Source organism: Sphingomonas sp. BL-S-05 (assembly GCF_055521695.1).
In genome coordinates, this window is sequence record NZ_CM145499.1 from 700216 (window position 1) to 711813 (window position 11598).

The 11598-nt window shown below is 66.6% G+C and carries 12 protein-coding genes; 7 read left to right on the forward strand and 5 right to left on the reverse strand.

The genetic code is table 11. From position 1 onward, the window contains the following. Positions 1-5: 5 nt before the first annotated feature. Positions 6-713 (reverse strand): response regulator transcription factor, encoded by a 708-nt coding sequence (locus ACZ1JS_RS03010; protein WP_242116145.1) that lies wholly within the window; start codon positions 711-713, stop codon positions 6-8. Between the two features lie 263 nt (positions 714-976). Between ACZ1JS_RS03010 and ACZ1JS_RS03015 the strand changes: the two genes are divergently transcribed. Further along, positions 977-2584, forward strand: coding sequence for a phosphoenolpyruvate carboxykinase (locus tag ACZ1JS_RS03015; protein ID WP_465167655.1), 1608 nt, complete (start codon positions 977-979; stop codon positions 2582-2584). A 108-nt stretch (positions 2585-2692) separates the two neighbouring features. After that, positions 2693-2881: a hypothetical protein gene (locus ACZ1JS_RS03020; protein WP_242116147.1), complete on the forward strand. Its 189-nt coding sequence runs from the start codon at positions 2693-2695 to the stop codon at positions 2879-2881. Positions 2882-2887: 6 nt separating this feature from the next. Here ACZ1JS_RS03020 and yaaA read toward each other — a convergent pair whose 3' ends face one another. After that, entirely contained in the window at positions 2888-3643 is a 756-nt protein-coding gene (gene yaaA / locus ACZ1JS_RS03025) for a peroxide stress protein YaaA (RefSeq protein ID WP_465167656.1), read from the reverse strand. A 189-nt stretch (positions 3644-3832) separates the two neighbouring features. Between yaaA and ACZ1JS_RS03030 the strand changes: the two genes are divergently transcribed. After that, entirely contained in the window at positions 3833-5131 is a 1299-nt protein-coding gene (locus ACZ1JS_RS03030; protein WP_465167657.1) for a tetratricopeptide repeat protein, read from the forward strand. Between the two features lie 275 nt (positions 5132-5406). Here the strand turns inward: ACZ1JS_RS03030 and ACZ1JS_RS03035 are convergent, their stop codons facing one another. After that, positions 5407-5874, reverse strand: a complete 468-nt coding sequence (locus ACZ1JS_RS03035; RefSeq protein ID WP_056454156.1) for an Lrp/AsnC family transcriptional regulator — start codon at positions 5872-5874, stop codon at positions 5407-5409. A gap of 178 nt (positions 5875-6052) precedes the next feature. On the opposite strand from ACZ1JS_RS03035, the gene ACZ1JS_RS03040 reads away from it, so the two are divergent. From ACZ1JS_RS03040 to ACZ1JS_RS03050, 3 genes are read left to right on the forward strand one after another with little or no spacing between them, the layout of a single operon-like run. Next, a complete protein-coding gene (locus ACZ1JS_RS03040; protein WP_465167658.1) occupies positions 6053-7705 on the forward strand; it encodes a histidine kinase dimerization/phospho-acceptor domain-containing protein in 1653 nt (550 codons plus the stop codon). Next, the gene (locus ACZ1JS_RS03045) at positions 7705-8691 is read left to right on the forward strand and encodes a polysaccharide deacetylase family protein (RefSeq protein ID WP_465167659.1); all 987 of its coding nucleotides are present in this window, start codon (positions 7705-7707) and stop codon (positions 8689-8691) included. Before ACZ1JS_RS03040 ends, ACZ1JS_RS03045 begins: the two co-directional genes overlap by 1 nt. Positions 8692-8737: 46 nt before the next feature. Beyond that, positions 8738-9232, forward strand: a complete 495-nt coding sequence (locus ACZ1JS_RS03050; protein WP_465167660.1) for a nucleoside deaminase — start codon at positions 8738-8740, stop codon at positions 9230-9232. A gap of 190 nt (positions 9233-9422) precedes the next feature. Here the strand turns inward: ACZ1JS_RS03050 and rplA are convergent, their stop codons facing one another. Continuing rightward, positions 9423-10121 (reverse strand): 50S ribosomal protein L1, encoded by a 699-nt coding sequence (gene rplA / locus ACZ1JS_RS03055; protein WP_242116153.1) that lies wholly within the window; start codon positions 10119-10121, stop codon positions 9423-9425. Positions 10122-10125: 4 nt separating this feature from the next. After that, complete coding sequence (gene rplK / locus ACZ1JS_RS03060) at positions 10126-10557, reverse strand: 50S ribosomal protein L11 (RefSeq protein WP_242116154.1); 432 nt, start codon at positions 10555-10557, stop codon at positions 10126-10128. A gap of 154 nt (positions 10558-10711) precedes the next feature. Between rplK and ACZ1JS_RS03065 the strand changes: the two genes are divergently transcribed. Further along, the gene (locus ACZ1JS_RS03065) at positions 10712-11533 is read left to right on the forward strand and encodes a hypothetical protein (protein WP_465167661.1); all 822 of its coding nucleotides are present in this window, start codon (positions 10712-10714) and stop codon (positions 11531-11533) included. Positions 11534-11598: the final 65 nt, after the last annotated feature.

Consider the following 11598-nt stretch of genomic DNA (forward strand, 5'->3'; position numbering starts at 1 on the left):
CATCCTTAATCGTCGGCGAACCGATACCCCGCACCATATAGCGTCTCGATGGCGTCGAAATCCTTGTCGACCTGCCGGAACTTGCGGCGCAGGCGCTTGATATGGCTGTCGATGGTGCGGTCGTCGACATAGATGTCGTCCTGATAGGCGGCGTCCATCAACTGGTTGCGGGTCTTGACGATGCCCGGACGGCTGGCCAGCGTTTCGAGGATCAGGAATTCGGTGACGGTCAGCGTCACATTCTCGCCATTCCACGTCACCTTGTGCCGCGCCGGGTCCATGGCGAGGCGCCCGCGCTCGAGCACCGGTTGCGCGCTGTCGGCGCTGCCCGGCTCGCCCGGCTGGGCCGGTTCGGCCCGACGCAGGATGGCGCGGATGCGCGCGATCAGCAGCCGCTGCGAAAACGGCTTGGCGATATAATCGTCGGCGCCCATCGCTAGACCCAGCGCCTCGTCCAGTTCATCGTCCTTGCTGGTCAGGAAGATGACCGGCAGGCGGCTGCGCTCGCGCAACCGGCGCAGCAGCTCGAGGCCGTCCATGCGCGGCATCTTGATGTCGAGTACGGCCAGATCGGGTGGATTCTCGGCAAATGCCTTCAACGCCACCTCGCCGTCCGAATAGACGCGCGTCGTGAATCCTTCGGTCTGCAACGCGATCGAAACGGAGGTCAGAATGTTGCGGTCGTCGTCGACCAGCGCGATCGTGGCGGTCATGGCCTGGGGTCCGTCTGCATCGCGTGCAGGGTTAGGCGAAAGGGGAGCGAGGCTCAATGGCCTCCGCTGTTCAAATCATCATATAATTATTCGACATTTTCGTTTCGTCTCATATTGGTCGCGCCCAGCAAACATCATGTCGATATTCGTGTTTAACGCGTTTGACGCCGTGCTTTCCCAAGCATAGAGGAAGCACAGCGAACTCGGCGCGGGACGGCGGACATGGCGTGCGCTGCCCGTGATTCGACAGGGAGAAGGGCAGCATGGCGATCGTGACGCCGCAATACGGGCTGGCAGCGATGGGAATCGAAACCGGCGCCGATGTGCATTGGAATCTGCAGACGCCGCAGCTCGTCGAACAGGCCGTCGCGCGCGGCGAAGGGCGGCTGGCCAAGGACGGCCCGCTGGTCGTCACCACCGGCCGGCATACCGGCCGCAGCCCGCAGGACAAGTTCATGGTCCGCGATGCCATCACCGAGGACACGGTGTGGTGGGGCAAGACCAACCGCGCGATGCAGCCCGAACATTTCGCGACGCTCAAGGCCGATTTCCTCGAACAGCTCACCACCGAACCGACGCTGTTCGTGCAGGACCTGTTCGGCGGATCGCAGCCCGAGCACCGGGTCAAGGTCCGCGTCATCAACACGCTGGCGTGGCATAACCTGTTCATCCGCACGATGCTGGTCCGGCCTGAAGCCGCCGATCTGGCCGACTTCATGCCCGACTTCACGATCATCGACCTGCCGACCTTCCGCGCCGATCCCGAACGCCATGGCTGCCGCACCGAAACGGTGATCGCGGTCAGCATGACCGAAAAGCTGATCCTGATCGGCGGCACACAATATGCCGGTGAAATGAAGAAGTCGGTGTTCGGCCTGCTCAACTTCCTGCTGCCCGAAACCGGCACGATGCCGATGCATTGTTCGGCCAATATCGGTCCGAACGGCGACACGGCGGTGTTCTTCGGCCTGTCGGGCACCGGCAAGACGACGCTGTCGGCCGATGCCAGCCGCACGCTGATCGGCGACGACGAACATGGCTGGTCCGACACGGCGGTCTTCAATTTCGAAGGCGGCTGCTATGCCAAGATGATCCGCCTGTCGGCCGAGGCCGAACCGGAAATCTTCGCCACGACCAAGCGCTTCGGCACCGTTCTTGAGAACGTGGTCATGGACCCGGACACCCGCCTGCTCGACCTCGACGATCCGAGCATCGCCGAGAATTCGCGCGCGGCCTATCCGATCGACTTCATCCCCAATGCCTCGGCCGACAATATGGGGCCGACGCCGCGCAACGTGGTGATGCTGACCGCCGACGCGTTCGGCATCCTGCCGCCGATCGCGCGGCTGACCCCCGACCAGGCGATGTATCACTTCCTGTCGGGCTATACGTCGAAGGTCGCCGGCACCGAGATCGGCGTGACGGAGCCGGAACCGGTCTTCTCGACCTGCTTCGGCGCGCCGTTCATGCCGCGCCACCCGTCGGTCTATGGCAATCTGCTCAAGGAGCGGATCGCCAAGGGCAATGTCGATTGCTGGCTGGTCAACACCGGCTGGACCGGCGGCCAATATGGCGAAGGGCGCCGCATGCCGATCAAGGCGACGCGCGCGCTGCTCAACGCCGCGCTCGACGGATCGCTTGCCGGGGGCGAATTCCGCACCGATCCCAATTTCGGGTTCGAAGTGCCGGTATCGGTGCCGGGCGTCGACGCCGCGATCCTCGACCCGCGTTCGACCTGGGCCGATGGCGACGCCTATGACCGCACCGCCGCCAAGCTGGTCGACCTGTTCAACCATAATTTCGCGCAGTTCGCCGACGCGGTCGACGCCGGCGTCCGCGACGCCGCGCCGAAGACCCGCGAACTGGCATAACGGTCAGGAGAGGAGCGCCCCCGCCACGATAGCGGGGGCGCCGTTCCTGCGGATAGCAATCGCTCGTTCCGCGTTATGCCCCCGACCGGCCGACAGGGAAGGGGGACGATGTTCTACGATGCCAACGCCTGGCCGCCGCCGCCCGACGGCTATGAACCGCCCCGTCCGCCCGCGCGGCTGACCCGGCCGCAGGAACGGGTGATGATCGGGACGATCGCGATCTTCCTGCTGGTGATGTTCGTCGGTCCGCTCGCCGGATCGTCGGTGGTGATCGCGTTGCTGTCGCTCTTCACCTGAATCGCGTTAGCCCCGCAGGAAGGTCCAGCGATCACCCTCGGCCCCGGCAAAGCGATAGCCGTCGCTGTCGAAGCCCTGCATCGCCTCGCCATCGGTCACCCGGTGTTCGCACATCCACCGCGCCATCATTCCCCGTGCGCGCTTCGCGTGAAAGCTGACGAAGCGAGGTCCATCGGGTCCGTTCTCGCGGAAATCGACATCGATCACCCGCACGCCGTCCGGCAGCTTGCCCGCCACCGCATGCCAATATTCCTGGCTGGCGAGGTTCAGCACCACCCCGTCGCCGCTCGCCGCGACATCCTCCGCCAGCAGCGCCGCGATCCGCGTTCCCCAAAAGGCGTAGAGATCGCTCGCCCGTCCCGGCGCCCAGCGCGTCCCCATCTCCAGCCGATAGGGGCGAATCGCATCCAGCGGCCGCAACAGCCCGTACAGGCCCGACAGGATTCGCACATGGTCCTGCGCGAACGTGAATCCCGGTTCCTCGAGCGATTTCGCATCGAACCCGGTATAGACGTCGCCCGCGAACGCCAGCAGCGCCGGCCGTTCGGGTGCCTGGTCGAATTCGCGATAGCGTCGCGCGTTCAACTCCGCGAGTTTGGGCGAAATCTTCATCAGCGTCGCCAGCTTCGCCGCCCCCAGTCGCGCCGCGCCGCGAGCGATCTGTCCGGTCGCGTCCGGCAGTCGCGGCATGCTGTGCTGCGGCAAATGGGGCAGGGGACTGTCGTAATCGAGCGTCTTGGCGGGGGAGAGGATGGCGATCATCGCTGCCGCCTATCGACCCGCAAAGCCGCCGTCAAAGGGGGCGAGGGAGCACAATCGTTCAACGCGCGTTCACGCGGTGTCCGGCATCGGACGACGCGCGCGCCCGCTTGTGCGGATGCGTCGTTGGACTTACAGGAACGACGCCTGCCGGGCGTCGCTCCGGCATCAGTTTTCGGGAGAGATCACGGCATGACGTTCGTTTCCAAGGCTGCCCTCGCCGCCATGCTCGGCCTGGGTGCAACCCTGGTCGTCGCCCCGCCGGCCGACGCCCAGAAGCGCAAGAAGGAAGCAGCCGCCCCCGCCGGCCCGCAGGTCAGCGAAGCGTTCCGCACCGCCATCCTCGCCGCCGACGCCGCGGTGAAGGCGAAGGACTTCGCCACCGCCGACACGCAGCTCGCCGCCGCGCAGGCCGCGATGACCGCCGGCAATCAGGACGAGGCCTATTTCCTCGCCCAGATCAAGGTGCAGGCGGCACAGGGCAAGAATGATCGGCCGGCGCTCGCCGCGGCGATCGACGAACTGCTCGCCAGCCCGAAGCTGAAGCCTGAGGAGCGCGGCGGCCTGTATTTCAATCGCGGCATCCTCGCGCTCGACGCGAAGCAGGGCGACGCTGCCAAGCAGTTCTTCCAGCGCGCGCAGCAGGCCGGCTATAACGACCCCGATCTCGACCTGCGCCTTGCCCAGATCGAGATTCAGGGCGGCAATATCGACGCCGGCATCCAGAATATGGACAAGGTCATCGCCGCCAAGAAGGCCGCCGGTCAGCCGGTGCCGTCGCAGTGGTACGACTATATGGTATCGCAGCTGTACAAGGCGAAGCGGTCGGCCGATGCCGGCCAGTGGGCGCGTCGCCAGCTGACCGAATATCCGACCCAGGCGAACTGGCGCAAGGTGCTGATCCTGTTCCGCGATCGTGCCGACAATAACGGCGCGACGCTCGGCAACCAGGCGCGCGTCGACGTGCTTCGCCTGATGCGCGATACCAAGTCGCTGGCCGACCAGAACGACTATCGCGAATATGCGCAGGTCACGCAGGATATCGGCCTGCCGTACGAAACCGTCACGGTGATCGACGAAGGGCGCGCGCAGGGCAAGATTCCGGCATCGGCGACGGTGTTCAACGGCATCAAGACCACCGCGCAGACCCAGATCAAGGCCGATGGCTCGGTCGCGACGCTCGAAACCCGCGCGAAGGCGGGGGCGAATGGCCGCGCGGCGGCTGCTGCCGGCAACGTCTATCTGGCGAACGGCAACAACGCCAAGGCGATCGAACTCTATCAGCTCGCGCTGCAGAAGGGCGGCGTCGATGCCGACGAAGTGAACACCCGCATCGGCATCGCCCAGGCGCGTTCGGGCAATGCGGCCGAAGCCAAGGCGTCGTTCGCCAAGGTGACCAACGGCCCGCGCGGCGAGATCGCGACCTTCTGGACGCTGTTCGTCGACCAGCCGCGCATCGTCGCCTCGACCCCGGTCGTCGGCAACAACTGATCGCGATCAGGTGAATCGGAAGCGGCCCGGACAGGCGACTGTCCGGGCCGTTTTCGTTTTTGTCCTTAGACCTTTCCGCACTCCAACCCGTTCGGTTCGAGCAGCTTCGAGCCTGTCGAGAAGCGTCCGTCGAGAACGCGGCGTTCGTGGCACGGCCTTCTCGACAAGCTCGAACCTGCGCTCGAAGCGAACGGATGGAGGGCGAGCGGCGGCGGGGTAGGGGGAAAGCAGGGCTACCGCAGCGCCACCGGGAAATCGCCCCGGCAACCCGAAGCCTATTCGGTAACCACCGGTATCCCCGGCAATGCCTTCGACGTCCGCACCGTCGGCGACGTCTTCACGCTTGCGACGTTCGGCGCGGTGATCAACTGCGTCGTCAGCATCGACTGGAAACTTTCCAGATCGGCCGCGACGATCTTCAGGATGAAGTCGATCTCACCGTTGAGCATATGGCATTCGCGGACCTCGGGAATCGTCGCGACATGTGCCTCGAACGCCGCCAGATCGCTGCCGGCCTGGCTCTTCAGGCTGACCAGCGCGAACACGGTGATGGTGAACCCCAGCAGCCGCGGATCGAGTGCGGCATGATAGCCCTTGATCGCGCCCGCTTCCTCCAGCGCACGCACGCGGCGCAGGCACGGCGGCGCGGTCAGCCCGACGCGTTCGGCCAGTTCGACGTTCGTCATCCGCCCGTCCTCCTGCAGCAGCGACAGGATCTGCCGGTCGATACGATCGAAAGCCATAAGTTACGGTCCGTGGTTCTGTTCGAATGAAAGCCCTGCCTACAGCATCACAAAATTGCGCGGAAGCGTAATTGTCCCACATTGCGACGTACCGAAATTGAGCGGTTTCAGAATGCGCGTCACCGCGTTAAGGGTTCCTTAGCGCCGCGGCTCCGCGGGGCGCTTTCACGGGTGGCTGGTGCATTTCGACGACACTCTCGAAACGGTTCTCGCTGCCGATTTGTCGGGTGAGGGCGCGCGCGCGTCGGCGTGGCGGCAGCTGATCGACCTGATCGGTCGCGGCCGGGTATCGCCCGATCCGCGCGCCATCGCCCTGCTGCACGATCTGCGCGATCATGTGCCGCGTACGGTCCGCATCGCCACTGCCCGCGACCTCGAATATGCCCGCCCCCCGGTGGAACTGGTCGATCTGCTCGCGACCGATGTGATCGAAGCGGCGCTGCCGGTGCTGCGCGGCGCGCACCTGTCGGTCGATCAGTGGCAGGCGCTGTTGCCGCGCCTGTCGCCGCCGGCGCGCGGCGTGGTTCGTAATCGCCGCGACCTCGACCCTGCCGTCCATCGTGCGCTCGACAGCTTCGGCTCGGTCGACCTCGTGCTGGGCGACGACCGCCCGGTCGAGCAGGTCGCGCCCGTCGCCATGGCGCCGCAGCCGGTCGCGGAGCCGTCCGTCGTCGAACAGCCCGTTTCCGAAGCAACGCTTCCCGAATCCGCTGGCGAACCCGATCCCGCCGGTCCGTTCCGCATCGCCGACGTGATGGCCCGGATCGAGGCGTTCGAGCGTGCGCAGGATGGCGCTCCGCCGCCGCCGCCGCCGGTCGCGCCGCAGGACAGTTTCCGCTTCGAGGCCGACGCCACCGGCCAGATCCGCTGGGTCGACGGGGTCAGCCGCGCACCGTTGATCGGCCTGTCGCTCGATTTCTGCGCGACGCCGGGCCATGCCCGCTTCGATGCGATCGCCGCCGGGGCGCTGCGCAAGCGGGCGCCGTTCCGCGACGCGCGCCTCACCATCGGCGGTGACAGCGACGCGACCGGCGAATGGTTCGTATCGGGCGTGCCGGCGTTCGACCATGCCACCGGCCGCTTCATCGGCTATCGCGGGACCGCCCGGCGCCCTTATCACGGCGAACGCGCCGAACCCAATCGCGACGCCGGCGTCGCCCAGCTGCGGCAGCTCGTGCACGAACTGCGCACGCCCGCCGGTGCGATCGCCGGCTTTGCCGAGATGATCCAGCAGGAATTGCTGGGTCCGGTGCTGCCGGTCTATCGCGACCGCGCCGGGGCGATCCTCAACCATTCGCGCGATCTGGTCGCGGTAATCGACGATCTCGACCTTGCCGCACGGATCGACGGCGATGCGCTCGACCTGCGCGACGACCGGGTGGCGCTCGGGCCGTTGTTCGACGTGATCGCCGCCGATCTTGTCGCGCTGTGCGAATTGCGCGGGACGTTGCTGGAGGTCGAGCCGACCGACATCGCCGTCGCCGGCGATCGGCGTGCGGTCGAGCGCCTGCTTGCCCGCCTGCTCGCGACCCTGGTCTCGGCGGGCGGCCGTGACGAATCGATCCATGTCCGCGTCGGCCTTGAAGGCGACGGCTATGTCGCGATCGTGCTCGACCGGCCGCAAGCGCTCGACGCATGGCCCGGCGACAGCGTGTTCGACGTCGATGATGGCGAAGAGGATATGTCGCTGCTCGGCACCGGCTTCGCGCTGCGCCTCGCGCGCAACCTCGCCCGCGAGCTCGACGGTACGCTGGTGTTCGGCACGGCGACGCTGACGCTGCGGCTGCCCGCCGCCAATGTCGTGGAAATCGGGCGGGCGCAGCGGCGCTGATGGTCCCGTTCCGGCCCGCCGAAGGCCGTCCGGTGACGTGGCGCGAGGGGTTCGGGACGCGCTTCACCGTCTTCGTCGATACCGAGGAGGAATTCGACTGGCGCGCACCGTTCCGCCACGATGGCTGGGGCGTGAGCGCCGTCGCCGCCTTGCCCGCCGCGCATCGCCGCTTCGCCGGACGCGGCGTTCAGAGCTGCTATCTGGTCGACTATCCGGTCGCGACCGATCCGGCCGCGATCGATGCGTTGCGCGGCGTCGTCGACCAAGGCCATGCGACGATCGGCGCGCAGCTGCACCCCTGGGTCAACCCGCCGTTCGACGAAGCGCTGACCGCCCATAGCAGCTTCGCCGGCAATCTGCCGCCTGCGCTGGAGGCGGCCAAGCTCGACCGGTTGACCGATGCGCTGACCCGGATCACCGGCGCCCGCCCGACCGTCTATCGTGCCGGTCGCTATGGCCTTGGACCAGCGACGCTGGGGTTGCTGGCGGCACGTGGCTATGCGCTCGATAGCTCGATGCGCGCCCGCTACGATTATCGTGCGCAGGGCGGGCCCGACTATCGCGCGATCGGCAACGACGCCTTCCGTACCGGCCCCGGTGGGCGGATCGTCGAACTGCCGCTGACCACCGTCTTCACCGGGCGGCTGCGGCGTGGGCGGCAGCGATTGTACGAGGGGGCGGGCCGCGTCCCGCGCGGGCGCGGCGTGCTCGCCCGGCTCGGCCTGCTCCACCGTGTCGCGCTGACGCCCGAGGACATGCCGCTCGCCGACGCGCTGGAAGCGGTGCGGGTGGCGGTGGGAGAGGGGGTGCGCGTCCTCAACTTCGCCTATCATTCGCCCAGCCTCGTGCCCGGCCACACGCCCTATGTCCGCGACGCGGCCGATCTCGCCGCCTTCTGGCGCTGGTGGGATGCGGTGCTCGACCTGCTGGCGAAGCTGCACGTGCAATCGGCATCGAGCGACGACATCCTCGCCGCCGCCATCTGAATCTTTCGCGTCCCCCGCGCGTTACGCCGCGCGAAGGGAATTGCCGATGCTCACCCCCCAAGACGAACACTGGATGCGGCAGGCGATCGCGATCGCCCGGACCAAGGGCGACGACCCGTCCTGCTCGCCGCTCGGATCGATCATCGTCCGTGATGGGCGGGTGTTGTCGGCCGAACCCAACCAGACCGAGCAACTGCCCGACGCCACCGCCCATGCCGAGATGATGGCGATCCGCCGCGCCTGCGAGAGCGAGGGCGACATGGAGTTGCGCGGTGCGACGCTGTACTCGACGCTGCAACCCTGCGGGATGTGCACCATGGCCTCGATCTGGTCGAAGGTCGCCCGCGTCGTCTATGGTGCTGGTCGCGAGGATGTGCACCGGATGTATTTCGAGGACCGGCATATCGATACGCTGAGCTTCATCGCAGACGCGTATCGCGACGATATCGTGATCGAGGGCGGCTGCCTGCGCGACGAATGCGCGGCGCTTTATTACGGGCCGGACGATGACGTTCCGGAGGAAGAACAGGGCAATATCTAACTCCCTCTCCCCTTCAGGGGAGAGGGCTGGGGAGAGGGGCAAAGAAAAAAGGGCCGGAAGCACGAAGCCTCCGACCCCTTGTTCTGCTTGTCGGCCGACGCGGGATTAAATCCCGCGTCGTCGGTCGGGGCCTTGCCCCGCCGGCCGGCGCCATCCGTCTCCGTTTTAGCGAACGCTAAAACGGTGCGGATCAGGCGCCTGCGACCTCGGCCGTGTCGACCTTGATGCCCGGGCCCATCGACGAGCTGACCGCAACCTTGCGGACATACTTGCCCTTGGCGCCCGACGGCTTGGCCTTCACCACCGCATCGACCAGCGCGTCGAAGTTCGCGCGCAGGTCTTCGGCGGCGAACGACGCCTTGCCGATGCCCGAATGAATGATGCCGGCCTTTTCGACGCGATATTCGACCTGGCCGCCCTTGGCCGCTTCGACCGCAGCCGCGACGTTCATCGTGACGGTGCCGAGCTTCGGGTTCGGCATCAGGCCCTTCGGACCCAGGATCTTGCCGAGACGACCGACCAGACCCATCATGTCCGGGGTCGCGATGCAGCGATCGAAGTCGATCTTGCCGCCCTGGATCGCGTCCATCAGGTCTTCGGCACCGACGACATCGGCACCCGCCGCGGTGGCTTCCTCGGCCTTCGCGCCGCGGGCGAACACGCCGACGCGCACGGTCTTGCCGGTGCCCTTGGGCAGGGTGACGACGCCACGGACCATCTGGTCGGCGTGACGCGGATCGACGCCGAGGTTCAGCGCGACTTCGATCGTCTCGTCGAACTTGGCGGTCGCATGGGTCTTGGCGAGCGCAATGGCTTCGTCGACGCCGTACAGCTTCTGCGCGTCAACGGCAGCGGCGAGGGTCTTCGCCTTCTTGGTCAGCTTGGCCACAGTCTTAGCCCTCCACCACTTCGAGGCCCATCGCGCGGGCCGAACCTTCGATGATCTTCGTCGCCGCGTCGATGTCGTTGGCGTTCAGATCCTTCATCTTCATCGTCGCGATCTCGCTCAGCTGCGACCGCTTGATGCTGCCGGCCTTCACCTTGCCCGGTTCCTTCGAACCCGACTTCAGGTTGATCGCCTGCTTGATGAGATAGGTCGCCGGCGGCGTCTTGGTCTCGAAGCTGAACGAACGGTCGGCATAGACGGTGATGATCGTCGGCAGCGGCGTGCCCTTCGGAGCATCGCCGGTCTGCGCGTTGAACGCCTTGCAGAATTCCATGATGTTCACGCCGCGCTGACCCAGCGCCGGGCCGATCGGCGGCGACGGCTTGGCTTCGCCCGCCGGCACCTGCAGCTTGATATAGCCGGTAATCTTCTTGGCCATGGTTCACTCTCTTTCAAGTTTAGCGGTACGTGCGGCGCGATCCTGTCGGACCGGCCTCCCGCCATGGTTTCCAAAACTGTCGTTTGGGAAGCGGCGCGCTTAGCGCAAAGCGGCCCCCCTTGCAATGTAGGATTTCGCCTGATCCGATGGGGGCATGCCAGCCTCCGCCCCACGCCCCTGTACCCGCAAACAGGCGTTGCAGAACGCCGCGTTCCTGACCGAACTCGAACGCAGCGGCAACGCCCGCGACGCCGCGCGCGTGACCGGCCTCAACCGTTCGATGCTCACCAAGCGGCGCAACGCCGACCCCGACTTCGCCCAGCGCTGGGAGGCGGCCCTGACCCTCGCCGCCGCCCGCCTTGCCAAGCCCGAGCAGACGGAAGGCCCGGCGCGCGTCGTCCGCTCGAAAGGCCGCCTGCAACTGCGCGTCTCGAAAACCCGCACCATCGACCGCGACGCCGAACAACGCTTCCTCGCCGCCTTGAGCGCCACCGCCAATGTCCGCCTCTCCGCCGCGGCCGCCGGCTTCGCGCACTCCAGCTTCTACGCCCGTGCGCGCAACAACCCCGGCTTCGCCCGCGAAATGCGCGTCGCGTTGGCGGTGGGGTCCGAGCGCCTCGAATTGGCGCTGCTCGAAAGCTCGCTGCCCGAAGCGAACGTCCACGACCATTGGCAGCACAACGATCTCCCGCCGATCCCGGCGATGACCGTGCATCAGGCGATGCAGATGATCGCGTGGAACGACAAGCGGGCGAAGGGCCTCGCCGAACCCGACCTCGCCCCGAAGCGCGGCGAGAGCAACGCGGCGTATCTCGAGCGCAAGGCGAAGGACTATCGCGCCGGATTGCTGCTGGCCGAGGAGGAGATGCGGATGGTGGAATATGCGCAGTTGGAGTGGCGGCGGGGTGGGCGCCGCAGCCAGTGGGAGCCGGGGGGTTGGGAGGTGGCGTTGGAGATTGCGTTGCGGAAGGGGTGAGGGGGCTTTAGAAGAGGGGCCGCGAAGATTGGTTATTTCTACGCAGCCCCTCGCAAATCCACCTT

Bases quoted from the DNA above. Each gene is read 5' to 3' on its own strand.
- ACZ1JS_RS03010 (WP_242116145.1), bottom strand. From the start codon at position 713: ATGACCGCCACGATCGCGCTGGTCGACGACGACCGCAACATTCTGACC.
- ACZ1JS_RS03015 (WP_465167655.1), top strand. From the start codon at position 977: ATGGCGATCGTGACGCCGCAATACGGGCTGGCAGCGATGGGAATCGAA.
- ACZ1JS_RS03020 (WP_242116147.1), top strand. From the start codon at position 2,693: ATGTTCTACGATGCCAACGCCTGGCCGCCGCCGCCCGACGGCTATGAA.
- yaaA (WP_465167656.1), bottom strand. From the start codon at position 3,643: ATGATCGCCATCCTCTCCCCCGCCAAGACGCTCGATTACGACAGTCCC.
- ACZ1JS_RS03030 (WP_465167657.1), top strand. From the start codon at position 3,833: ATGACGTTCGTTTCCAAGGCTGCCCTCGCCGCCATGCTCGGCCTGGGT.
- ACZ1JS_RS03035 (WP_056454156.1), bottom strand. From the start codon at position 5,874: ATGGCTTTCGATCGTATCGACCGGCAGATCCTGTCGCTGCTGCAGGAG.
- ACZ1JS_RS03045 (WP_465167659.1), top strand. From the start codon at position 7,705: ATGGTCCCGTTCCGGCCCGCCGAAGGCCGTCCGGTGACGTGGCGCGAG.
- ACZ1JS_RS03050 (WP_465167660.1), top strand. From the start codon at position 8,738: ATGCTCACCCCCCAAGACGAACACTGGATGCGGCAGGCGATCGCGATC.
- rplK (WP_242116154.1), bottom strand. From the start codon at position 10,557: ATGGCCAAGAAGATTACCGGCTATATCAAGCTGCAGGTGCCGGCGGGC.
- ACZ1JS_RS03065 (WP_465167661.1), top strand. From the start codon at position 10,712: ATGCCAGCCTCCGCCCCACGCCCCTGTACCCGCAAACAGGCGTTGCAG.